Genomic DNA, 23,568 nt, shown 5'->3' with positions numbered 1-23,568 from the left:
ATCTAATTTCCTCCCTGTGATTGCTAGATTGTTCTACTACTGCCCGAAAGATTGTATCATAGCCCTGTCTATGAATCTATCAAATTACATTAACTCTTATAAATTGTTGTGTAAAATCTCACATTATTTCAGCTTTTTTTGTAAAATATTACGATAAAAATTTACAATCCTATGACAAAAACAAAGAAAATCCAATACAATGGGATTACCTGGAACACCAGCACAATATATGCTGTTTTTCACATACATTCGGGACATGCGCCTGCGTGCGAGCACAATGTATGCTGTTTTTCGTATACATTCGGGACGTATACCTGTGAGTGAGCACAATGTATGTTGTTTTTCACATACGTTCGGCCATATGGCTGCGAGTGAGCCGAATGTATGCTGTTTTTCGTATACATTTGCTACATATGCTGTACCGATCGATCCTTCAGCCACATTCAGCAACCAAGTCACTGTACGAATCATTCAAATAACACTTATCTACAAATCTATATACTTCTTGTTCGGAACTGGAGGAAACAATAGTTTCCAAAAAACATAACGGGCTGTGCTACATATATGTAGCACAGCCCGTTATTGATCTGTTGGTGTATAGCTATATTCTAGTTCTGCATCACAAAATCATTGTCAATCTTCGCGTTCGCATCCTCGAATGTGCGCAGAATGTCATAGCGCGTGTTGCGCTGTGCCGGAATCTTGCCAGCCTCGCGGATGATCTGGGTGATCGACTCGATGTTGACCTTGTAGGTAGCGCCCGCGGAGGACACGACGTTCTCCTCAATCATCGTGCTGCCGAAGTCATTGCAGCCGTATTGCAGGGAGAGCTTGCCAACTTCAGGCCCCATCGTAACCCAGGAGGACTGGAAGTTCTTGATATTATCGAGTACCAAGCGGCTGATGGCTACGGTCTTCAGGTACTCCTCGGGTGTCTGGCGATCCAGCTTCAGGTTCGTATTATCCGGCTGGAAGGTCCAGGAGATGAACGCCAGGAACCCTTCGGAATCATATTTGTTCGCGATGCATTCGTCCTGGGCTTCACGGACACGCAGCAGATGCAGCGCCCGCTCTTCCATGCTCTCGCCCAGCCCGATAACCATCGTGGCTGTCGTGTTCATGCCGATCCGGTGCGCGGTCTGCATGACATCCATCCACTCGCGCCAGGAGCCCTTGAGTCGGCTGATCTTGCGGCGGGTGCGGTCGTCAAGAATCTCGGCGCCTCCGCCGGGCAGAGAATCCAGGCCTGCAGCGTGGATCTCGCGCATAACCTGTTCCAGCGGCAGGCCGGAGACCTCTACCATCTTCATAATCTCTGCCGGTGAGAAGGAGTGCATTGTAATCTCCGGGAACCGCTGCTTGATGCCGCGCAGAATATCCGTATAATAGCTGAACGGCAGGTTCGGATTCGTGCCGCCCTGCATTAGAATCTCGGTTCCGTTCACGCTCATGGTCTCGGCAATCTTCTGGTAGATCGTCTCATCGGGAAGCACATAGCCTTCCTCCGAACCGGGTCTGCGGTAGAAGGCGCAGAAGCGGCAATAGACATCACATACATTGGTGTAGTTAATGTTGCGGCCGATGACAAATGTCGTTATAGGCTCCGGGTGCCAGCGCTTCATAATAATATCTGCAGCAGCGCCCATCTTCTCAATTTCATTGCTCTCGAACAACGTGATCGTGTCTTCCAGTTGAAGACGCTCACCCTTAAGTGTCTTATCCAGAATAAGGTCAATTGCACTCACCGTTCACGGCCTCCTCTTCATCTATGAATTATAGATAAATATAATTTGAAATAAAATATCCGTTCTCCCATCGTAACACAATGTGAGGTGCTTGAGAAATCTTTCAGCAGCAGAGTATAGGATACCGTTCCATCCAAAAGCAAACAGCAGCACCGGGAGGCACTGCTGCATGCAACCTACGCAGATACGGCACCTCTGAACGGGGGCCGCAGCGTCTTATTCCAGCTCGCTTCGGGCGGCCTCCAGAGCCTGTCCGAGATCCGCGATCAGATCATCTACATGCTCTATGCCGACAGAGAAGCGCAGCAGCCGGTCATCCACCCCAACCGCATCGCGGATTTCAGCCGGAATATCGGCGTGGGTCTGGATCGCCGGATAGGTCATCAGCGATTCAACACCGCCCAGACTCTCGGCGAAGGCGATCAGCTTGATATGGCGGAGCAGCGGCTCCACATAGCCGGCCTCTTTGACCTTGAAGGAGAAGATCCCGGTGTTGCCGGAGGACTGGCGGTTCTGAATGGCATAGCCGGGATGGTCCGGGAGCCCCGGGTGGAAGACCTCGGCAATTGCCGGATGCTCCTGCAGATAACGGGCAATGGCCAGGGCGTTGCTCTCATGCCGCTCCATACGCAGGGCGAGCGTCTTCATGCCCTTCATCAGCTGATAGCTGTCATTCGGCGCCAAAACAGCACCCAGCGAGTTATGCAGAACGGCCATTTCAGCCGATAATTCTGCTCCCTTGGTCACGATTAGACCCGCCAGCACATCGTTATGCCCGCCCAGATACTTGGTAGCGCTGTGAACCACGATATCTGCGCCCAGCTCCAGCGGACGCTGGAAGAACGGGGTCAGCAGCGTATTGTCTACAATGGTGAGCAGCCTGTGATGGCGGGCCCAGGTACATACCGCTTCGACATCCGTAATCATCATCAGCGGGTTGGTCGGCGTCTCAATGAATACGGCCTTCGTGCCCGGCTGGCGGGCTGCTTCGAGTCCATCCAGATCATTCGTATCTACATAGGAGGCGCTGATGCCGTATTTGGAGAGAATTCTCTCCAGCAGCCGGTAGGTTCCGCCGTACAGGTCCAGCGATACAATGAGATGATCCCCTTGTCCAAACAAGGTGAACACTGTAGTCAGCGCAGCCATCCCGGAGGCGCAGGCGAAGCCGGCATCCCCGGACTCCAGTGCCGCTGCCGCTTCTTCGAGTACAGAGCGGGTAGGATTTTTGGTGCGGATGTAGTCAAAGCCTGTGCTCTGGCCAAGTCTCGGGTGACGGAAGGCCGTCGCATGATAAATCGGGTAATTAATCGCCCCGGTGGCGGGGTCCTCCATCGAACCAATCTGTGCCAGTCTGCTTTCAATTCTCAGTTTCTCGTCCATCTCCACGGCCTCCTAAAAGTTTTGTATAGCGTACACAACCTGATCATTCTTCGGGCAGAATCCGCTTCGGAAGCACCGGCTATGTGTATGCACCTGATTAATAGCTTCTATAAGAATAGGTCAACCTCTTTAGATAAATGCACCGATATCGTAAGGAGTCTCCTGGTATACATAGTAATTGAGCCAATTAGCGAATAATAAGTTGGCATGGGCGCGCCAGACCGCCGGCGGTGTACGGGTCGGATCATCTTTTGGATAATAGTGCTTCGGCAAGGCAACCTCCAGCCCTTTTGCGATATCCCGGTCATACTCCCATTTCAGCGAGAAGGGATCGTACTCCGAATGCCCGGTGACAAAAATCTGCTTCCCGTCATGCGTAGCCACCAGGTATACCCCGGCCTCCTCGGATTCAGCCAGAATCTGCAGCTCCGGGTTCTGCTCTATATCTTCACGGGAGACATCGGTATGACGGGAATGCGGAACATGGAATACTTCATCGAAGCCGCGCAGCAGCTTGACATTATTATGGCTCACAGTATGCGGAAACACTCCGAAGCATTTGTCCGGCAGACTCACCTTGCGCACGCCGAAGTGATGATACAGCCCTGCCTGTGCCGCCCAACAGATATGCATCGTCGAGGTGACATTCTCCTTGCTCCACTCAAAAATCACCTTCAGCTCTTCCCAGTAGTTGACATCCTCGAATTCCATCTGTTCTACGGGAGCGCCGGTAACAATCAGGCCGTCAAAGCGGCGGTGACTGATCTCATCGAATGTCTTATAAAAGCTCTTCAAATGCTCTGCCGAAGTATTCTTCGAGGTATGGGAGCTGGGATGCAGCAGAACAACATCCACCTGAAGCGGGGAATTCCCGATAAGGCGCAGCAGCTGGGTCTCTGTCGTTTCTTTGGTAGGCATCAGGTTCAGGATGGCAATCCGCAAAGGGCGGATATCCTGATGGAAGGCCTGGCTTTCATCCATTACAAAAATATTCTCACCGGATAACACTTCTTTGGCCGGCAGGCTGTCGGGAATTTTGATAGGCATTGCTGTTCACTCCTTAACTGAAATTGGGTTCCGCTGGGTGGTTATTCCTGATGCAGAGTAGCGAAAAAAGACCTTTCCCGGGCGAGAAAGGTCATATCATGCAGTCATATGCGCCTCTCTCATCTGCCAGAGAACTTCCGCCGGACGAATAACGTCCTGCAAAGCTTCCGCAAGAATTAGCACCGTGCGTTCACACGCCGGTTGCCGGGTTTCATCGGGCTAGTCCCTCCACCTGCTCTTGATAAGATTTAGCTGTATTCAGTTGAATAACCTTAAGCATCCGAAAGATGCTTTTTCTTAAATTTCACTTTAAATCATGAACCTCCTTTTCGTCAAGTCCATACAATGCTAAAGGGGCCTTATGACAGAAAACAATTTCTCTTGTAAGAGCCATACCCCGGCGTTATACTAGACAGGGGTTTCATCCCAAAAAAACGGCGAAAAGAAGAGGTGAGAGAAAAATGGAAGGCGACCCGGGCTCGCGAATAAGCGTGCAGAATGAACAACCACACAGGATTAACATCAGCTTGCCGGCGGCGGGAGCCCTTTTTCTTCATGCTCTCGGACCGTCTTTTGGCCTTCATCCATGATTGTACCACCGGCCAAGCTGATTTTCCCGTGTGCTGAAATTAGCATACCCCTGGAGAAGACCAGGGACATAAGGAGTGAATCAGATGAAAATCCGGCTGGTGAATGCAGGGGTTTTTACGCCTATTGACAATATTGAAGAAACGTTAACTGCCCCTGATGAGGGGTTCTACTGGATTGATGCAGATGACGAGGATCTTGTAGAGCTTCAACCTTTGTATGGTCTGCATGATTTGGCTGTGGAAGACTGCCTCAGTGAAGAGGATCAGCGCCCGAAGCTGGAAATTTATGAGAACCACTACTTCATCGTAGTGAACAGTATCCGGTTTGATGATGAGGAAATCTTTCTCCGTGCGCTCAACGTGTTCCTGGGCAGACATTTCATCATTACCGTTACCAAGCAGAAGATCCATGAGCTGCGTGTCCTCAAGCCCATGCTATGGGAGCAGGAAGTCAGTACGCCTGACCGCTTCCTCTATCTCCTGATCGACCTCGTTGTCGACAACTTCTTCTCGGTCGGTGACCGGATTGAAGCGCGGATTGAGAAGCTGGAGGAAGACATCCTCATGCATACCAAGAAATCGCATCTGAGCGAGATCATCGGTCTGCGCAGTGAGATTCTCTGGCTGAAGAAGATGCTCGGGCCGCAGAAGGAAGTTATCAACACGCTCAACAAAAAGGATCTTCGCCTGATCGACGATCAGCTGCAGAAGTATTTCAGCGATATCTACGAGAATGCGGTCAAGATCTCTGAAACCTTCGAAACCTACCGCGATCTCATGGGCAACTTACGCGAAGCCTATCAGTCCAGTATTGCGAACCGTGCCAATGAAATCATGAGAGTATTTACAGCGATTACTACGATATTCATGCCGCTGACCGTGATAACCGGAATCTACGGTATGAACTTTGAAAATATTCCCGAGACCCACACCGAATACGGCTACTATGGCGTAATTGCCGTCATGGTGACGCTCGGCTGCGGAATGCTTGTGATCTTCCGCAAGAAAGAATGGCTATGAAGCAGAACGAACGAATACGCAGGACGAAGGCACCATATCCCCTGTTCCGGGGCTGGGAGGGCCTTCGTCTTTTTGATATGTCACCGGTATGTAGTGCGTCTAAGCTGGTCAGAATTCAGGTCATGAAGACTGCCGGACTTGGGCCGTGCCGCCCGTCAGCCTCACCTCTTACAGAGGGGCAGCCACTCCAAGCGCCGCCGGATGCTCCCGCCGGAAGCGGATGCGGATCAGCCTCAGGCGTTCGTAATACAGATCCAGGCCCTCAGCCGGAACGAAGTTGTCGCCATAAGCTTTGTAAAGGACAGGCTTCAGGAAGCTGTCACCGATCAGCTCATAGGCTGTCCAAATATTGTTCTGTTCTTCGCGGCTCACTTCACTCAGTTCCAGTGCAATAAGCTTCTCGGCCGAGTAGCCGTCCTTCTCCAGCTCCTCCAATACTTCAAGCACCTCACGGCGGGAAACTCCGCTAAGCGCTCTGAGCTCCTCCATCCCCTGCCCCTCTTCGATTCCCTGTAACAGAACCCGCCGCAGCCTCAGCCGTTCCAGCTGCTTCTTGTACTTAAGCTCCTTCTGCTTATAGAGCCAGGATACGAAGCTCTCTTCGTCAATCGTCTGATTCACCCAGCTTAATGGAAAATCATGTTCGCGCGGAGCCGCCGAGGTGATGCTGAGCCAGTCCGCGCCATACTGTGAGGCTTTGCCTTCCCCCACCCCGGGAAGCTGCAGCAATTCCTCCTCCGTGCGGGGTAGAAACGCGCTGATCATGCGCAGCAGACGGTTGCTGGCCAGGATATAAGGCGCCTTCCGTTCGCTGGAGGCCTTCCCCCTGCGCCAGGAGCACAGCTCCTCGAAGACGGCTTCATTGCCGTATTGCTCGCTGTAATACTGGAGCTTAAGCTGCTCCTGGGTACGGCTGCTGAGATTGTCCTCGTCATGAAATACCCCGTCGATCAGCGGGCGGTAGCCCTCCCCCATCTTCACGGCAAGCTCATGGCGGTATACGCACAGCATCTCACTCCATGATCCGCCTTCATACCACAGGCTGTCGCCCGTCTCCTGTTCGCCGGAGAAATCACGCCAGCCGAGCCGCCACGCCCCCTCCTCCTCTCCAATCCATAGCTGGGCAAAAACCTCCTGCTCTACTCCTGACCTTCTGGACAAACGGTTCATAAATACGATCTGCATATGAATCCCTACTTTCTTCGTCTTACAGTACGCATAATCTCTGTGTGGCCCGGATACCGTCTGCACACAAAAAAAGCACCTCTCCCACGAAATTCGTGAAAGAGGTGCTTCCTCTTAAATGCTATACTGTTAAAACCTAGAATACCATATATTACGTAACAGTCAATGCCTTTTTGCCAGGGTATCCTACTTGCGGTCCAAAGCCAGCTTGGCCAGACCCAGCGCGCCCGACAAACCTGCATTGTCTCCAAGCTGCGGAGGCACGATGTAACTGCCAATGTCTTCATTAAGCGCCGGATGCTGCACATATCCGCCGAGCAGCTCCTGTAGCTTGGCATGGATCAGCGGGAAGAGCTGGCTCTGCTTCATCACGCCGCCGCCCATTACGATCTTCTGCGGCGAGAGGATCAGCACATAGTTCATCAGGGCATGGGCCAGATAGTGGGCCTCCATCGCCCAGGCCGGATGGTCCGCAGGCAGCTCGCCCGCCGGCTTGCCCCAGCGTTTGCCGATGGCCGGACCCGCCGCCAGACCCTCCAGGCAATCGCCGTGGTAAGGGCAGAAGCCTTCGTAGTGGTCCTCGGGATGACGACGGACCAGAATATGGCCCATCTCCGGGTGTGACAGCCCGTGAACGAGCTTGCCGCCCACCACGGCACCGGCGCCGATCCCGGTGCCCACTGTGATGTAGAGGCAGCTATCCAGCCCTTGTGCTGCTCCCCAGGTGTATTCGCCCAGCGCCGCACCATTCACATCCGTATCGAAGCCGATCGGAACACGGAATTGCTCCTCCACAGCCCCCACCAGATTATATCCGCCCCAGTGCGGTTTCGGTGTGGTTGTAATATATCCATAAGTAGGACTGCCGATGACGGGATCAATCGGCCCAAATGAACCAATCCCGATGGCCTCCACGGATTTGCCGCTGAAATAATCCATTACCTGGCTCATAGTCTCCTGCGGAGTCGCAGTCGGAAAGCTCACCCGGTCGATAATCGTCCCGTCCTCATTCCCGATTCCGCATACAAACTTTGTTCCCCCTGCTTCAATCGCTCCCAACAATTTCACTGCAGCGTTCCCCCTTCTTGGTGCACCCATATGCTGTTGCTTCTGATAATTTCGATAGACTCCTGAATACGATAAATACAATGATAGTTTCCTGCGCCGGAACTTGCCGGTTAACAGCCCGAGCGCGATAATGAAGCGTTCTCTTGTCCTATTATACGTATCAAATATACGTATGACAAGCGGTTGACATATAGTATAAACAGGTGATTTCCTGATGAGGCTTAGGCTGGATTGAATGGGAACAGGGAAAAACAACACTTCATTACGCCCATTTTAGCTACAATAGCCAAAGGTGATATGAACATATGCTGTTTCTCCACTTGTTGCCTGACCTTCTATGAAAATCGGGAAAACAAGATACGTTATTCCGCTTGTTGGTTACAGGAATCGGCAGCATGTCGCTGCACAGCCTGTTTGCGGTCACGATAAGCACGGCAGGCTGCTACAAGCCGGTCCGCTGCCGGGAGATAAGAGGCCAGATGGATATGCGCATAAGCAGCCATGATGCTTCCGCTGGCATAACCTTCTGGCTGACTGCCCCCTCTGCCCTTACTCTCATAGGCATAGGCCCGGGCTTCCCCGTCAGGGTAGCTCATGACAGAGTAATGGAATTCATGGCCGCGCAGGCGCTCGCCCTGCTTCAGCAGCAGACAGTCGTGAAGTGCCGTGACTTCACGGTACCCGAGTGCCGCCCGGCGTTCCTGCATCACGGTGTGTGCCGGAATGATCCCGGCCATCTCATGTACCATGCCGGTGCGGTCGGTCAGACTGCGGGCCAGCACCATGTAGCCGCCGCACTCCGCATACAGCGGCATTCCGGCGGTTGCAGCGGACCTCAACCCGCCGAGGAAAAGCTTGTTCGCGGCAATCACCGCCGCGAATTCTTCCGGGAACCCGCCGCCGATGTAGATGCCGTCCGCTTCCGGCGGAATGCCTTCACCGCTAAGCGGGCTGAAGGGAACCAGCCGGGCCCCCGCACGTGCGAGCATCTCCAAATTATCCTCGTAGTAGAAGTTGAACGCTGCATCCCGGGCTACGGCGATGACCGGCGCGGGCTCGATCAGGCTTGCCGATGTCTTATGTATCGTCTGCACAGCGGGATTACACGGGTCATCCGTAGCCGCATGCAGCCCCTGCACAGCAGGAGCGGCAGCGGCAAGCTCAAGCAGCCGCTCCAGATCCGTGCCTTGCGCCAGCCTATCGGCGGCACGCTCGAACAAGGGCGCAAGCTCCCCGCGTTCCACGGCGGGCAGCAGGCCCAGATGCCGCTCCGGGATGTCCAGTCCGCTGTCGCGGGGCAGCCATCCGATCACGGGGATACCGCAGGCTGCTTCTATGGCAGCCTTCACCAACCGGTAGTGCCCTTCGCTCCCGCAGCGGTTCACCAGAACAGCTGCAATCCGCACCTCCGGCTCCAGCTGACGGAAGCCCAGCACTATCGCCGCTGCACTGCGGCCCATGCTGCGGACATCCACCACAAGCAGTACTGGACTGGCGGTCAGGATGGCGATTTCCGCCGTTGATCCGGTCAGGGCTGTATCCTCCTTGCCGTCATACAGTCCCATCACGCCCTCGATAATGGACAGGTCGGCATCCGCCGAAGCATGCAGGAAATACTCCTGCAGATAGCTGCTTGAAGTCATCCAGGAGTCCAGATTGCGCGAGGGACGCCCTGTGACCGCACTGTGGTAAGCGGGGTCGATATAGTCAGGGCCGCATTTGAAGCCCTGAACCTTCCGGCCACGCCGGGCAAAAGCGCGCATCAGACCCAGCGTGACCGTAGTTTTGCCGGAGCCGCTGCCTGTGCCCGCGATGACCAGGCGGGGACGCGCCTGCAGCTGCCGGCTGGCTGATCCGGATTTCTTGTCATTTCCTGCTACCTTCTTCGTCTCATTCACTTCTGCTCACCTCCCTCTCTTCGGGATAGACGACCCGGGCTACGGCGATGGTCACATTACCGCTCTTGAGCTTAGGCTGCAAAAGCGAATGCGCACCTGAAGACAGCAGGGCAGCAGGTTCACAGACACCGTAAGCTCCTGTAGCCCTGAACACCACCTCGGACGGATGGGCCAGCTCTACAGTATTCAGTTGCTCCGGGGGATACAGAACCAGCTCCCAGCCGTATTTGGCGCACAAGGCCAGCAGCCCGGCTTCATCGCCCTTGATCCCCGCCGTAGCCGCATTCCGCACACTCTGAAGCGACAGCCCAAGTTCATTCATTGTATGCAAAACCACGGCTTCCAGCTCGTCCACAGACGTTCCGCGGTTGCAGCCGAGTCCAAGCACCAGGCTGCGGGGGCGGTACACTACAATGCACTCAGCCGGGACGGCTATCATCGGCTCATTCACCGGGCCGGCTCCCAGCCGGTCACTTACTACTATTGCTGCGCTGAAGCTGCGTCCGCTATGCCGAAGCTCAGTCCTGCTTGTGAACATACAGACATGCTCCGGCACCTCAGCACCCGGCAGCAGCCACTCACGTTCCCCGCTCTCCTGCACCAGAGCCACCGGCTCCCCGTTAACCAGCGCGGCACTTACCGCCTTCATAGGAGTGAAGCTATCCGCGCGCCAGCCGTACTCCAGGCCCATCAGGTCGACAGCGAAGGTACCCTGCACATCCGAGGCTGTGGTGATCACCGGATGGCTGCCCAGCAGCCCGGCAATCTCCAGCGTCAGCCTGTTTGCGCCTCCAAGATGGCCGGAGAGCATGCTGATGACATGCTCCCCGCGCTCATCGATGACGATGACGGCAGGATCAGTTCTTTTATCCCGCAGCAGCGGAGCACTCAGCCGGACTGCCGCCCCCAGCGAGAAGAACAGAATGACCGCCTCATAGCTCCCGAAGAGCTTAGGAAGCAACCCTCTGACTGGTCCGTCAAAAACAGTGATCTCTCCGCTCCGCGCCTCCAGCCCGCCGCTATACTTGGCATAGACAAAGACCTCAGTTCCGCTAAGCCGCCCGCCAAGCTTCACAGCCAGCTCTATACCACTGCGCGTAATGGCAACAGCTGCATACCGCTTACTCACCGGAGCCGGTTCCTTCCCGGCAGCCATGGGTGAAGGTCTTGTCGTACAGCTTGGAGCGGTGCTGATCGCGGTCTGTCAGCCCGGGGTCCAGCGCCCAGCCGGCCAGGATCATGGCATGCATCGTGATGCCGGCAGCCTGCAGGTCCGCCTCCAGCTTCTCAACCGTTGTCCGCAGAATCTGCTGATCCGGCCAAGTGGCCCGCTTCACGACCGCCACCGGGGTCTCCGGGCTCCAGCCTGCAGCCAGGAATTCACTGCTCACATGGCCGGCCAGGGATGCACTGAGAAACAGCGCCACCGTGCAGTGATGCTCCGCCAGCTTGCGCAGCTGCTCGCGCTCCGGCACCGGCGTGCGTCCTTCCGCACGGGTCAGAATGACTGTCTGCGTCAGCTCCGGCACGGTCAGCTCTGCGCCAACCGCCGCCGCAGAGGCAAAGACCGAGCTTACGCCCGGCACGATCTCATAGCGGACGCCGCCCAGCTTCAGCAGCGACATCTGCTCCAGAATCGCACCGTACATGGCGGGGTCACCGGTGTGGACACGGGCTACGCTTTTACCGGACTGCACGGCAAGCGTCATCAGCTCCACCTGCTGCTCCAGATCCATGCCCGAGCTCTGAAGCACCTGCGCACCGGGCTTAGCGCTGCGGATCAGCTCCTCGCTGACCAGCGAATCTGCATACAGCACCAGATCAGCGGAGCGCAGGATCCGGCTGCCTTTTACAGTGATCAGCTCCGGGTCGCCCGGTCCGGCACCTACAATGTATACCTTCGATTCCAGCTCCGTCATTTGCTCACCACCATCAGACTCAGGTACTCCACTTCCTTGCCCCGCAGGTCCCGTGCATCCCGCCAGACGGTCTCATAGGGGGAGGTGACCTTGGTTACAACAGAGGCGCGGCCGGACAAGCCCAGCTCCTCCAGCACATCCAGCACCAGATCCAGCACCTTGGCCACCTTAAGGAACACCACCGTATCATGATGCAGCAGCGCTTCCCGAAGCGCCTCCCTGTCGTCCGTAGCCGGGATGATCCCCACCCGCTGATTGCCGTCTGCCAGAGGCTGCTCCAGCGCAGCCGCCGCGCCCAGCACCGAGGAAATTCCCGGAATCGAGACTACCGGAACACCGGGGTGCAGCTCTTGCATGAGCCGGGCCAAATGAATGAAGGTGCTGTAGAGATTAGGGTCACCTTCCGTCACAAAAGCCACATCCCGGCCCTGTCTCAGCTCCGCCCAGCACAGCTCCACTGTTCGGGTCCAGCCGCCTGCCAGCAGCTCCGGGTCCTTCGTCATCGGAAAGACCAGTCCGAGCATGATTTTGTCCTGCGGGTCCACATGCAGCTCGATGATTTCATAGGCGTAGGATGTGCCGCCCTTCTTGGTGGCCGGGTAGGCAATCACCGGACATTCCCGCAGCAGACGGCACGCCTTCAGCGTGATCAGCTCCGGGTCGCCGGGGCCTACGCCTACGCCGTATAATGTCCCGAGCACCCGGGGAGTCAGTCTTTCCTCCAGCTCCAGCTCTTCTGTATCCAGCGGGTCAAATAACGCACTAGCCGACTGCATAGCTGCTTCTGTCAATAGCGTCCCGGCCGCTTCTCCTGACGATATTTCCTGTCCGGCCGCAGCCTGCTCACGCGGCGAAGTTATATCGGTCTTCATTGCGGGTTCCTCCTTCGTTATTGTCGGATGATTACATAGTGTTCCGGCCGCTGACCACATAGACGGGATTCATTCCGTCGAACCGGGTCATGCCGAGAATGGGCTTGCTGCGCGACGCCTGAAGCATCGTGACCTCGCAGATAAGCCCAGCAGCCTTGAGCGCCTCCATGCTGCCGTGCAGCGTCTCGACCGTGATCGCTCCAACCACAATCCGGCCCTCCGGGCGCAGTCTGGCGGCGCTGTACGCAATAATGTTCGCCAACTCACCGCCGCTGCCGCCGATGAAGACGGCATCCGGGTCAGGCAGAGCCGCTAAGCCCTGCGGGGCCTTCTCCTGTATGATTTGGAAATCCGCCCGGAATTTCAGGCGGTTCGCTGCCATGTTCGGCAGGTTCTCGGCACTTTTTTCCAGCGCGTAGACCTTCCCTAGTCTGGCGATCCGCGCGCATTCCACCGCCACCGCACCCGAGCCGGAGCCGATATCCCACACGACTGCATCCTCGGACAGGTTCAGCTCCGACAGCACCAGTGCACGGACCTCGCGCTTCGTAATCAGGCCTTTCTCCGGCTTGCGCTGCCGGAATTCCTCATCGGGATAGGCGAAGCCGCGCCGCACAGGAGTGGAGACCTCCTGCCTATAGCGCAGGATTACGACATTGAGCGCCTCGAACTCCCTGGTCTCCATCTCCTCCAGCGTCCAGAACCGGCAGATCTCCTCCGCCCCGCCAAGCCGCTCGCAGACAAACGCCTCGTATTCCGCCATCCCGAACTCCCGCAGATAAGCGGCAATAACCGCCGGGGTGTTGTTCTCGTCTGTCAGCAGGGCGATTTTGTGCTTACCGTCGATACGCTGGGCCAGTCCCTGGATGGGGCGCCCGTGCAGACTGATCAGCTCTGCATCCTGCCAGCTGTCCCCCAGCCGCGCGAACGCAAGCTGCACGCTGCTATAATGGGGAATCACCTCGACATGCTCCGGCCCGAACCTGCGGACCAGATAACCCGCAATCCCGAAAAAAAACGGGTCCCCCGAGGCCAGCACCACCGTCCGCCGCTCACGCCACACCTCCTCCAGCTTGTCTGTGAAAGGCTTCAGCCCGCCTTGCAGAATGATTTTCTCGCCTCTGTACCTGCCAAAAAAATTCAGTTGCCGCTCGCCGCCCAGCAGCACCTCACTGTTGTTCACTATACTTAAGCTATCCGGTGTCAGGCCGCCGGCGCCGTCCTCACCGATCCCGATCACATAAATCAGGTTATCCATGAATCTCCGCCCTTCCCAGCACCCGGCCCTTCATTGTAATAAGCACCATTTCCACAATCATGCCTCCGTTCATATGCGCCAGACTCTGTTCACAGGCATGCCTGCACAGCTGCTCGAAAAATGCGTTATTCCCCGCCTCCGTCATCATATCCACGACCTGCGAGGCTGTGTTGGCGGCAGCAATCTCCTGCACCTGCTCACGAGACGCTCCTGCACACGCCGCAACGGAGGCCAGAAACCCGAAATCGACTGGCGCGTTCTTGGAGTGGATCAGCATGGCCCCCTGAGCTACCTTGGAGAATTTGCCGGCCATCCCGACGAAGGTAACCTTCTGAATCCCGTAAGCCTTCGCATGCTCCAGCGAGAAGCCCACATATTCCCCCATCTGGATAAAAGCCTCCTCCGCAAGCTCCGCGAACATCGCCATAGCGTATTTCTCACTGCTGCCGCCTGTGGTGAGCACAATCTGCCGGTTCCCCGCCGCAGCCGCCACCGAGATCGCCTGAACCACACTGGCCTTATAGGCCTCGGTGGAGAATGGCGTCACGATTCCGCGCGTGCCCAGGATGGAAATCCCGCCGACAATCCCCAGCCGGGGATTCAGCGTCTTCCTGGCGATGCTCTCGCCTTCCGGCACACTGATGACCACCCTCAGGCCCCGCGCTGCACCGTGCTCCTCCAGTACGGCGGATACCGCCTCCTGAATCATCCGCCGGGGTACCGGATTAATCGCCGCCTCGCCCACACCTACCGGCAGCCCCGGCTTCGTCACCCGGCCGACACCGTGGCCCCCGTCAATCTCCACGCCCGGCTGATCCCGCCAGCTCACCGCCGCCTCGATCCGTGCCAGATGTGTCGCATCCGGGTCATCCCCGGCATCCTTGACCGTGGCACAACTTGCCGTGTGAATCCCTGTACGCTGCCAGTCAGTTAGCTCAAACGTATGACGGAAGCCGGCCGGCAGGTAGATTTCTACCGCAGGCAGGCTCTCCCCTGTGATGAGCAGGGTTGCCGCACCGGCGGCTGCAGCTGCGGCACAGGCCCCGGTCGTGTAGCCCCTGCGCAGCGGGGGAGCAGGGGTAGCCTCATGGGATTCGGGAGCGGGCAATCCGGGGTTGGGCGATTGCGCCGACTGCTCAGGTGCTTGCCCGAAGCCAGGATAGGCTGCTTGCGCGGACTGCTCAGGTGTCTGCTCGAATCCTGGTACAGACGCTTGCACCGACTGCTCAGGTGCCCGCTCGAATCCGGGCCCGGACGCTTGCGCCAACTGGTTAGCTGCTTGCTGGATTCCGGGCGCGGACACTTGCGCGGACTGTTTAGCTGCTTGCTTGAATTCAAGCCCGGCAGGCTGCTCAGCTTGCCCCGCACCTGCCTCCCCGCTTCCTTGGCTCCGGTTCTGCCTGACGGCTTGACTCGGTCTCTCCTTGGTCATGGCACTCCCTCTTTGCTGATGGTATAAGAATGAATCTGCACAATCTCAACAATCTGCACATTGCTGAAGCCGATACTCTGAGCATTCGCCCTTGGCAGGTAACCTGTCTTACTCTCTATTTAACCTGATACTGCTGCTTCTAAGTAAACCAGGAGATTCCTCATACAAATTTTTCTAAATCTCTTCAGTAAATACGGGGCCATTGCACTTTGTACACTAGTTGACCCCGATATCCGCCAAAAAAGTGAATCTGCTGCATTTTGTACATTAGAATTTGGTGAGGGAGGTGTTGTGGAGCCCCTATCCAAAAATCAAGTGTATGAACTACAACAGAACCAGATTTAAACTATAAAATCACGAATTCTGTTGCACAAAATACAATTAGTGAGCCCACACGCTACAGCAAATCCTCACATTAAGCACATTAACCCGGCTATCGGTGAGAACGCGCAGCTTCCAACTTCAACTACCAGACTATTAGAATTAAAGAAGTGAATAATTTGAGATAGTTGTATTCCGTACATCTAAAACCCGTAAAAAGAGAGATTATCCTCATCTAACTGCAATCTGTACAACTATATCTGCCTCAATAGAGGGAGAATACGGATTAGAGCGCCGTTTAATTGCACGTTATACAGCTAAATGGATATTTCGCTCGAAGCTCAGAGCATTTAGTTGTACAGAGTGCGATTAAGCATACCTCTTAACACTTACACCTTAATCGGGGTATGACAACTCACCAGCCCTACGCTTCAGCTATCTGATTCTCTGATCAAGCTAACCCGGCTCGCCCGCCGCCCGGCGGACTGCCAGCAGGCTTAATGCATTCAATGCGGCGACCACAATTGTACTGCCGCCTTTGCGGCCGATATTGGTGATGTAGGGAATGTCCAGCTTGCGCAGCTCATCCTTGGATTCCGCCGCCGAGACGAAGCCAACGGGCATGCCGATGACAAGACCGGGCTGTGCTTCGCCTGCTTTTATCAGACGGATTAGCTCAAGCAGGGCCGTCGGCGCGTTGCCGATGACATAGATTCCCCCCGGTGCCTGGGCGCAGGCCTTGCGTGTTGCGATGATCGCCCGTGTTGTTCCCAGCGCCTTCGCCTCGTCCACCACATCAGGATCAGAGATATGTACCCTGACCTCGCCGCCGTACCGCTGAATCCGCTCCTTGGCAATGCCCGCCTCCACCATCCGCACATCTGCTATAATCGGCTTGCCCTGCAGAATCGCGTGAATTCCCGCCTCAATCGCCCCGGGATGAAACACCAGACTGCGCCCCAGCTCAAAATCAGCCGAAGCATGAATAATCCGCTGTACAATCGGGTACTCCAGGCTACTGAAGGAATGTTCCCCCAGCTCCTCCGTAATCATCTTAAAGCTTAGGCCCTCTATCTCCTGCGGCTGTACGGTCACCGGCTTGAACTCTGTCCCAAAATCCACATTCATCCCTCTTCCCTTGTCATTAGCAGCGCAGCCTTCACAGCAGCCGTAATCCCGTCAAAAGAATCAAATACCGTTCCGCCATCCCCGAAGGACATCCCCGGCCGCATAATCAGAATGACATATAACCCCATATCCAGCGCGGCATGCAGCTTCTCATCCACCGAGCCAACGGCTCCGCTCTCCTTGGTAATCATCACCCGGGTGCCATACTGCCGGTACAAGGCCTCATTCATCTCTCTGCTAAAAGGGCCCTGAAGCGCAATAATATTCCGCTGCTCTATCCCAAGAGCCACGCACTTCTCCAGGTTCTCCAGACAAGGCAGCAGCCTCACTGTCAGCCTAATATCCGGGTCTCCCAGCAGCTCCTCTGCAAAAATCTCCAGCGTTTTGCCGCCGGTAGTCAGCATCACAGAACCCTTCAGCTCCTTCGCCTTGCGCGCAGCCTCTTGATAAGAATGAACAAGCAGCAGCCGGGGATGGCTGTTATAGATAAGACTCTGCCGCTCGTAGCGGAAGTACGGCAATCCCAGCGCAGCAGCAGCTTCCATCGCATTGGCATGAGCCTCCAGCGCAAAAGGATGACTGCCGTCCACCACAGCACGGTATCCGCCCGCTTGCAGCAAAGAGATCATCGCCGTGCGGTCCAGCCTGCCGACGCGGGCGGGGATTCCTGCCGCTTCCAAGCGTTCAGCCCCACTGGGCGTTACCACGCTGGCCTGCAGCGGCAGTCCTTGGCGTGTGAGACTCTGCGCCAGCTCCCGGGCATCGCTGGTGCCGCATAACATGAAGATCATCGCGGCTGGCGAAGCGCCCGGTTATCTGCCGGAGCCGCCGTTTCCGTTACATCATGCCGCCCATGCGTATGTTCCTCATGCCCATGATGCTCGCACTCGTGGTGAAAATGCTGCCCATGGCAGTGATGCTGATGCTCATGGTGTGCGTGCTCATGGTGCCCATGCCCGTGTCCATGTCCCTCATGACTGTGATGCCCATGCCCGTGATGTCCATGCCCATGCCCCCCGTGCCCCTCCTCACCATGATGGTGATGATGGTGATGGTGCAATGAAGCCGCGTCGCGGAATTTGCAGTTATCGCAGTTGCTGAAGGCACGCCCTTCCAGCGTCTCCTCGATCCGCTCAGCCAGCATATCAATAAGCAGCGGATGTGCGCCCAGTGTGCCGCCGATCTCCACTTCAAGCTCTGGATGTCCGGCAGCGAACTGCGCCACTCTCTCAGCGAACTGCTGCATCAGCACTCCGGTGAACAGCAGGTACGGGAGAACGATAATTCTGCGCGCTCCCAGCGCAAGGCAGCGTTCAAGACCCTCAGGCAGCGAAGGCTTGGCAATGGCGATGAAGCAGCTTTCTACGCTGCGGTAACCAGTTCTCTCCCAGAGCAACCGGCTTATTTTATACAGATCGCTGTTGGCATCCGGGTCACTGCCCCCGCGTCCCATCAGCAGCACAATGGTATCCTTATCCTCTATCGTGGATGAACCGTTCCCGCGCAGGTTCATTCCGCCAGCCGCCTTCTCCTGCACCATTGGGAGTCGTTCCGTTTCCTGAATCCGCTCCAGCAGAATATCAACGGCACGTTCCTGCACCCCGAGCGGACGACCGTAGATGAACTTCACCCCGGGATATCTCAGCTTGGCCTCATCAATAGCCATTGGAATATCGAGCTTGGAATGCCCTGCCGCGAACAAAATAATCGGCACAACATATATCTCCGCCGCACCGCCCTCAATACATCTGGCAATTCCGCCAGCGATGGAAGGCGAGGCCAGCTCGATGAAGCAGGTCTCGACCTTCAGCTCCGGCTTACGGTCCGCGAGCAGGCGGGTGAATTCCAGCAGCTCCTCATTTCCCGCTTGAATCCGGCTCCCGTGTCCTACCAGCAATACCGTTCTCATCGTCTGCACTCCTTCTATGCTGTTATTGTTGCCGGATGTATGGGCTGCACCACCTTTGGCGCTGTCCATCCGTTCCCGGAACGCATGATAACGTTCCTTCTCCCGGCCATGAACTCTGTAATCCTCAACTGCCGCAGCAACAGCGGCTACCGCTTCCTCTTCATCCATTCCTTCACGGACCATAGCACCTGCATGGGCGCCCCGGCCGGACTTCTTACCGCCGAGATACAGCTCATAGCTGCCGCGTGAGCATACCAGCCCGATGTCATCCAGTACGGCCGAGCTGCAAGCCATTCCGCAGCCTGCTACGCTGATGTGCAGCTCTCTGGGCACGGCGAGTCCGTGCAGCAGCTCATGCAGGCGGACAGCTGTACTTAACGCCCCGCTTCTGCGCAGCTCACAGAACCCGCAGGTCTTCACTTTCACGTAATCTCCGGGCCTGCTTACATTCAGTCCGGCCTCCAGCAGCCTTGCTCCTGCCTCTGTCTCTTCGCTCCGGCTGCCGCGCAGCAGGAAATATCCGTCCTTCGTATAGACCAGTTGCCCCCCGCCGCCTGCAAGCTCAGCCAGCAGCTTCATCTGATCGCCGCTGAAGCCGCGGCTGCCGACTGCAGGAGAAATCTCCAGCTCGAAGGAAGAATCCGCTTCTCTCCCCGGAACAACAGCATTTGTCCCTCCGGCAACAGCCGCTCCCGCTGCCTGACCGGACTCCGCCGCCGCCAGCGACCACGGCTCTGCGGCTGTACGCAGCCGCTCATGCGGCTTCAGCGCCTGCGTCTTCGCACCCAGACTATACTTGCGCTCATATCCGCGCGGCGTAATCATAAGGTCCTCATAGACAACGGTCGCTGAGTTGCCGACCACCACGGTGGAGAGCATGCCGATCTCCTGCTCCAGCATCTCCTGCAGCGTCGTTACGATCGTCTGCTGAGCGTCACGGTACGCGCTTTTGACAATGCCCACCGGTGTAGCCGGATCACGGTAACGCAGCAGAATATTGCGCGCTTCTTCAATCTGGCGCGTCCGTCTGCCGCTGCGCGGGTTGTAGAAAGCAATCACGAAGTCTGCTGCCGCCGCCGCTTCCACGCGTGCAGCAATACTATCCCACGGCGTGAGATGGTCGCTCAGGCTGATCGTGCAGGAATCATGCATAATCGGTGCCCCGAGCAGAGAGGAGCAGGACTGGATCGCCGATATTCCCGGGATCACCTCAACCTGCACCCCCTGTGAGCGGCTCCAGCCGCGTTCGATCAGCACCTCGTAGACCAGACCGGCCATTCCATAGACACCGGCATCGCCGCTGGAGATTACTGCAATGCTCTGCCCCGCTTCTGCTCTGCGGACGGCCTCCTGGGCCCGGCTGACCTCCTCAGTCATCCCCGTGCCGACAATCTCCTGGTGCCGCAGCAGCGGTCTGATCAGATCTACATAAGTGGTATAGCCGATGACCGCTTCACTCTCCTCCAGTGCAGCGAGTGCGCGGCCGGTAATATGCTCCAGCGCTCCGGGGCCAAAGCCTATAATCAGCAGCTTTCCTTGTTTCTCCATCCTTCTTCCCCCGTTCGTGAAATATCTGTATTAACTCTCCAGCAGCTTGTGCAGTATGGCTGTGAAATCTTCCGAAGTGCGCGGAGCGCTCTGCCCTATGGTCACGGTGGCAGGCAGGCTGAACCATATATCGGCCAGCAGCGGTAATCCAAGCCCGATAGCCAGCAGCTCTTCCCGCTCCGCAAAAATCTCCTCCGGCCTCCCCGCCGCCCGGCATCTTCCATGATCCAGTACAATAATCCAGTCCGCCCAGCGGTAGGCCAGGTCCATATCATGCGTAGCCATAACTACAGTTGTCCCCTTAGCATGTATCGCTTCAAGACCCTTCAGCATCTGCGTTTCCGATAACGGGTCCAGATATGAGGTGGGCTCATCCAGCAGAATCAGCTCCGGCTCCATAGCCAGCACACCGGCGAGCGCGGTGCGTTTCTTCTGGCCCAGGCTAAGCTGGTGGATCGGTTTATCACTCAGATCGGTCAGATTCAGCAGCTCCATGACTTCCCGGCATCGCGCAGCAATGGCCGGTTCAGCCATGCCGCTGCCGCGCAGCCCGAACGACACATCCTCCAGCGGTGTGCTGAGGATCAGCTGCTGCTCCGGGTCCTGGAAGACCAGGCCTACCCTCTGCCGCAGAGCTGCCAGCTCTTTTTTGGAGTAGGATAAGACCTTCCCGCCTTGCAGAACCGTGCCCTGCTGCGGACACAGAATGCCGACCGCATGCAGGAACAGCGTGGATTTGCCCGAACCGTTATGACCGAGCACCGCCGTCTTGCTGCCTTTGGGAATAGCGAGCGTAAGTTCATGCAGTGCAGGCTCCTTCGTGTCCGGATAATGAAACACCACGCCGTCACAAGCCAGACTATATTCCTGATCCATGGCCGACTCCTTTCATATGTTTGATTACAGCTTGCTTACACAGATCACCGCAGAGCCAAGTACATCTCAGCCAGCAGCAGTGCCGCAATACCGGCATAAGCCTGAACGGCATACCGCCGCGGCACAGGGCGCGCAGTATAGGGCGGGAGGATAATATCGTCTGTGAATCCGCGGGCCAGCAGCCCCTGCGATAATCCGTAATAACGGTGCATCGTGTTGCCGAACAGCGCTCCCGCCATGGCCGCAGTCTCCCGTAGCCTGTCCTTGTAACCCCGGCGGCCTCCGCGCAGCCTGCGGGCCAGCAGCAGCCCGTGCGCCGCATCACTCAGCAGGAACAGGAAACGGTACATAATCAGCATCAGCTCCAGGACAATCTGCGGCATCCTCAGCCTGCGGAGCACCTGCAACAGCTCACTGAACGGGGTAGTGAACATCAGGAAGAAGAAGCAGCTCATGCAGGCTGATACCCTGGCCAGCAGCTCTCCGGCGCGCAGAAGCCCGGCCGCTGTAATATATACCGGCAGGTGCAGTCCCGGCAGCGGGAATATTCCTGGCTCTCCCGCTGCCGGATGCCCGAATTCCACGAGCAGTGCAGGCACGCTAAGGGCATAGAACAGCAGCGCTGTACCGAACAGCATGCCATACGCACGGAAGGGAATCCGGGCCTGCAGGATACACCATGACATCATCCATAGGGTGATTGCTGCCTGCAGTACCGGATGTACGATGTAAGAGAGCAGGAACATCAGGGCTGCGAACGAGCTTTTCCACATCGGGGACAACTGGCGCAGCGCATTATTGTAGGAGAGAACGTCAATCCGCCGGATCACTTGCTGCTATGCTGCTTCGTCCCGCCCTGCTTGCCCTTGAGCAGCCCCAGGGTATAACCGATTACACCGGCACCAATCGCGGCCTGCAATGCGAACAGCATACTCTCCGTTTCACCCGGCAGCTCGGTCAGCGGCTTGAACCACGGCTTATAATCAGGATTAATCTCGGTAATTACACCTTCAGCCACATCATCGGCCCCGCCGAATTCCCCGTTGACCAGCAGCAGCGGCAGAATAACCAGCAGAATAACAACCAGCAGCATCAACCCGTTTTTCCATTTATTGCTCATTAGGCTCTTCCTCCGTTCACCTTGCGTTTCAACAGCGACAATTCATTCGGGCTATACGATTTCAGCCAGTTCCACAGCAGTACCGTCAACAGCCCTTCACTGATGGCCAGCGGGATTTGCGTCACGGCAAAGATGCCCCCGAATTTGAGAAAAGAGGCCAGCACGCCGCCATCCGCCGCCGGAAAAGCCACCGCCAGCTGGAAGGAAGTCACTATATACGTACTCAGATCCGCCACCGCCGCCGCACAGAACAAGGCCAGCTTCTCGCGTCCCCGCCGCTTCATCATCAGCTTATACACGGTATATCCGGCAAAAGGGCCCGCCACCGCCATCGAGAACGCATTGGCACCGAGCGTTGTAATCCCCCCGTGCGCCAGCAGCAGCGCCTGAAACAGCAGGACAATCGAGCCGATTACGCTCATGGGGAGCGGCCCCAGCATTACCGCACCAAGTCCCGTACCCGTGGGGTGGGAGCTGCTTCCGGTGACGGAAGGCATTTTGAGCGCAGACAATACGAAGGTGAACGCCCCTGCCAGACCCAGCAGCAGCTTCAGCTCCGGGTTCTCCCGGGTCATGGCTCTCAGCTTGAAGATTCCCAGCACAAAAAACGGGATAAACGCCGCCCACCAGAACACCGCCCAGCCTACCGGCAGAAATCCTTCCATAATGTGCATTGCCCGGGCCGTCCCCGGTTCATTCAGCATAAAGTACACCGTAAATCCGGCAACGAGTGCCGCAAAGCTCCACCATCGATGCTTTTTCATTTGTCACCCTCCATGTTTGTTGATTTGCCATTAAAGTTGATAAAGCCCAAAAATCCCACCCTAAAGGGTGGGAGTGTATGTACGCAGGCAAGTTCGACAGAGCGCGCAGCCTGAAGCCAAGCCAGAACAAGGGGCTTACTTCGTCCCATCACCATGGTCCGTATCCTTGTATCCCGCAGCTATCAACCGGTGTCCTCTCTAAGCTCCAAGATTCCTCCGGTCCATCAGGGCAGAACGCCTCTTCTCATTAACCTATCCGTACACCGCTCCTATCCGCGTAGAGTCGTGGTGTGCGTCGACAAGGTAGGTCTCCTGGCTTGGAATACAGGCGCTGCAGACTTCGTCTTCCCCGGGGCTACCCGAGTGACCTCATGAAGTGCAGCTCTTCCATACAGTGGCGGGACCGCTCGGGACTTGCACCCGATTCCCTGTTATCCCTTGCCGCATCCGGCAAGAGCACCTTGTTTCATCGCTAATTCATCTCA

Annotated in this window: 18 protein-coding genes, 2 pseudogenes and 2 riboswitches; of the genes and pseudogenes, 1 reads left to right on the top strand and 19 read right to left on the bottom strand. The window is 56.6% G+C overall.

Going from position 1 to position 23,568, the window contains the following annotated elements; all coding sequences use genetic code 11:
* Positions 1-608: 608 nt before the first annotated feature.
* The 3 genes from mqnC to metA form a co-directional block, all read right to left on the bottom strand.
* Positions 609-1,745, bottom strand: a complete 1,137-nt coding sequence (gene mqnC, locus MHH28_RS31520; RefSeq protein WP_405109501.1) for a cyclic dehypoxanthinyl futalosine synthase — start codon at positions 1,743-1,745, stop codon at positions 609-611.
* Between the two features lie 216 nt (positions 1,746-1,961).
* Positions 1,962-3,128, bottom strand: coding sequence for a PLP-dependent transferase (locus MHH28_RS31515; protein WP_405109498.1), 1,167 nt, complete (start codon positions 3,126-3,128; stop codon positions 1,962-1,964).
* Between the two features lie 129 nt (positions 3,129-3,257).
* The gene (metA, locus tag MHH28_RS31510; RefSeq protein ID WP_405109496.1) at positions 3,258-4,175 is read right to left on the bottom strand and encodes a homoserine O-succinyltransferase; all 918 of its coding nucleotides are present in this window, start codon (positions 4,173-4,175) and stop codon (positions 3,258-3,260) included.
* A 116-nt stretch (positions 4,176-4,291) separates the two neighbouring features.
* Positions 4,292-4,423: riboswitch (SAM riboswitch) on the bottom strand.
* A 426-nt stretch (positions 4,424-4,849) separates the two neighbouring features.
* Between metA and corA the strand changes: the two genes are divergently transcribed.
* Complete coding sequence (gene corA, locus MHH28_RS31505) at positions 4,850-5,785, top strand: magnesium/cobalt transporter CorA (protein ID WP_405109493.1); 936 nt, start codon at positions 4,850-4,852, stop codon at positions 5,783-5,785.
* Between the two features lie 168 nt (positions 5,786-5,953).
* Here corA and MHH28_RS31500 read toward each other — a convergent pair whose 3' ends face one another.
* From MHH28_RS31500 to MHH28_RS31425, 16 genes and pseudogenes are all read right to left on the bottom strand, one after another.
* On the bottom strand, positions 5,954-6,970 hold the full coding sequence (locus MHH28_RS31500; RefSeq protein ID WP_405109490.1) for an HRDC domain-containing protein: 1,017 nt from the start codon (positions 6,968-6,970) through the stop codon (positions 5,954-5,956).
* A 186-nt stretch (positions 6,971-7,156) separates the two neighbouring features.
* A complete protein-coding gene (locus tag MHH28_RS31495; RefSeq protein ID WP_405109488.1) occupies positions 7,157-8,038 on the bottom strand; it encodes an ROK family protein in 882 nt (293 codons plus the stop codon).
* A gap of 362 nt (positions 8,039-8,400) precedes the next feature.
* Positions 8,401-9,876: a cobyrinate a,c-diamide synthase gene (locus MHH28_RS31490; protein ID WP_405117357.1), complete on the bottom strand. Its 1,476-nt coding sequence runs from the start codon at positions 9,874-9,876 to the stop codon at positions 8,401-8,403.
* A 52-nt stretch (positions 9,877-9,928) separates the two neighbouring features.
* Positions 9,929-11,065 carry a cobalt-precorrin 5A hydrolase gene (locus MHH28_RS31485; protein WP_405109485.1) on the bottom strand — a complete coding sequence of 379 codons (1,137 nt, stop codon included), beginning with the start codon at positions 11,063-11,065 and terminating at the stop codon, positions 9,929-9,931.
* On the bottom strand, positions 11,058-11,855 hold the full coding sequence (cobM, locus tag MHH28_RS31480) for a precorrin-4 C(11)-methyltransferase (protein ID WP_405109483.1): 798 nt from the start codon (positions 11,853-11,855) through the stop codon (positions 11,058-11,060). Before cobM ends, MHH28_RS31485 begins: the two co-directional genes overlap by 8 nt.
* Complete coding sequence (cobI, locus tag MHH28_RS31475) at positions 11,852-12,727, bottom strand: precorrin-2 C(20)-methyltransferase (RefSeq protein WP_405109480.1); 876 nt, start codon at positions 12,725-12,727, stop codon at positions 11,852-11,854. The genes cobM and cobI overlap by 4 nt, the downstream gene beginning before the upstream one ends.
* A gap of 31 nt (positions 12,728-12,758) precedes the next feature.
* On the bottom strand, positions 12,759-13,985 hold the full coding sequence (cbiE, locus tag MHH28_RS31470) for a precorrin-6y C5,15-methyltransferase (decarboxylating) subunit CbiE (RefSeq protein WP_405109477.1): 1,227 nt from the start codon (positions 13,983-13,985) through the stop codon (positions 12,759-12,761).
* Positions 13,978-15,093, bottom strand: coding sequence for a cobalt-precorrin-5B (C(1))-methyltransferase (locus MHH28_RS31465; protein WP_405117356.1), 1,116 nt, complete (start codon positions 15,091-15,093; stop codon positions 13,978-13,980). The genes cbiE and MHH28_RS31465 overlap by 8 nt, the downstream gene beginning before the upstream one ends.
* A 1,101-nt stretch (positions 15,094-16,194) precedes the next feature.
* Positions 16,195-16,860 (bottom strand): precorrin-8X methylmutase, encoded by a 666-nt coding sequence (locus MHH28_RS31460; protein WP_405109475.1) that lies wholly within the window; start codon positions 16,858-16,860, stop codon positions 16,195-16,197.
* 2 nt (positions 16,861-16,862) lie between these two features.
* Positions 16,863-17,657, bottom strand: a complete 795-nt coding sequence (gene cobK, locus MHH28_RS31455; RefSeq protein ID WP_405109472.1) for a precorrin-6A reductase — start codon at positions 17,655-17,657, stop codon at positions 16,863-16,865.
* A pseudogene (locus MHH28_RS31450) lies at positions 17,654-18,739 on the bottom strand (sirohydrochlorin chelatase); the annotation flags it as partial. The pseudogene MHH28_RS31450 and the gene cobK, both read right to left, overlap by 4 nt.
* Positions 18,740-18,826: 87 nt before the next feature.
* Positions 18,827-20,323: pseudogene (gene cobJ / locus MHH28_RS31445) on the bottom strand (precorrin-3B C(17)-methyltransferase); the annotation flags it as partial.
* Between the two features lie 30 nt (positions 20,324-20,353).
* Positions 20,354-21,199, bottom strand: coding sequence for an energy-coupling factor ABC transporter ATP-binding protein (locus MHH28_RS31440; protein ID WP_405109469.1), 846 nt, complete (start codon positions 21,197-21,199; stop codon positions 20,354-20,356).
* 44 nt (positions 21,200-21,243) lie between these two features.
* Positions 21,244-22,029: a cobalt ECF transporter T component CbiQ gene (cbiQ, locus tag MHH28_RS31435; RefSeq protein WP_405109466.1), complete on the bottom strand. Its 786-nt coding sequence runs from the start codon at positions 22,027-22,029 to the stop codon at positions 21,244-21,246.
* On the bottom strand, positions 22,026-22,319 hold the full coding sequence (locus MHH28_RS31430) for an energy-coupling factor ABC transporter substrate-binding protein (protein ID WP_405109463.1): 294 nt from the start codon (positions 22,317-22,319) through the stop codon (positions 22,026-22,028). The genes cbiQ and MHH28_RS31430 overlap by 4 nt, the downstream gene beginning before the upstream one ends.
* Positions 22,319-23,083: an energy-coupling factor ABC transporter permease gene (locus MHH28_RS31425; RefSeq protein WP_405109460.1), complete on the bottom strand. Its 765-nt coding sequence runs from the start codon at positions 23,081-23,083 to the stop codon at positions 22,319-22,321. The genes MHH28_RS31430 and MHH28_RS31425 overlap by 1 nt, the downstream gene beginning before the upstream one ends.
* A 284-nt stretch (positions 23,084-23,367) precedes the next feature.
* Positions 23,368-23,562, bottom strand: a riboswitch (cobalamin riboswitch).
* Positions 23,563-23,568 lie beyond the last annotated feature (6 nt).

Origin of the sequence: Paenibacillus sp. FSL K6-1217 (assembly GCF_045040735.1) — a bacterium.
In the GTDB taxonomy this organism is placed as follows: Bacteria; Bacillota; Bacilli; order Paenibacillales; family Paenibacillaceae; genus Paenibacillus_AQ.
Note: the sequence above shows the minus strand (reverse complement) of the source record. Positions and strands in the feature narration are given on the sequence as shown.

Coding starts and splice junctions, on each gene's coding strand:
- cobI (WP_405109480.1), bottom strand. CDS start 12,727: ATGAAGACCGATATAACTTCGCCGCGTGAGCAGGCTGCGGCCGGACAG.
- cobM (WP_405109483.1), bottom strand. CDS start 11,855: ATGACGGAGCTGGAATCGAAGGTATACATTGTAGGTGCCGGACCGGGC.
- MHH28_RS31430 (WP_405109463.1), bottom strand. CDS start 22,319: ATGAGCAATAAATGGAAAAACGGGTTGATGCTGCTGGTTGTTATTCTG.
- metA (WP_405109496.1), bottom strand. CDS start 4,175: ATGCCTATCAAAATTCCCGACAGCCTGCCGGCCAAAGAAGTGTTATCC.
- MHH28_RS31425 (WP_405109460.1), bottom strand. CDS start 23,083: ATGAAAAAGCATCGATGGTGGAGCTTTGCGGCACTCGTTGCCGGATTT.
- MHH28_RS31440 (WP_405109469.1), bottom strand. CDS start 21,199: ATGGATCAGGAATATAGTCTGGCTTGTGACGGCGTGGTGTTTCATTAT.
- cobK (WP_405109472.1), bottom strand. CDS start 17,657: ATGATCTTCATGTTATGCGGCACCAGCGATGCCCGGGAGCTGGCGCAG.
- corA (WP_405109493.1), top strand. CDS start 4,850: ATGAAAATCCGGCTGGTGAATGCAGGGGTTTTTACGCCTATTGACAAT.
- MHH28_RS31500 (WP_405109490.1), bottom strand. CDS start 6,970: ATGCAGATCGTATTTATGAACCGTTTGTCCAGAAGGTCAGGAGTAGAG.
- cbiE (WP_405109477.1), bottom strand. CDS start 13,985: ATGGATAACCTGATTTATGTGATCGGGATCGGTGAGGACGGCGCCGGC.
- MHH28_RS31515 (WP_405109498.1), bottom strand. CDS start 3,128: ATGGACGAGAAACTGAGAATTGAAAGCAGACTGGCACAGATTGGTTCG.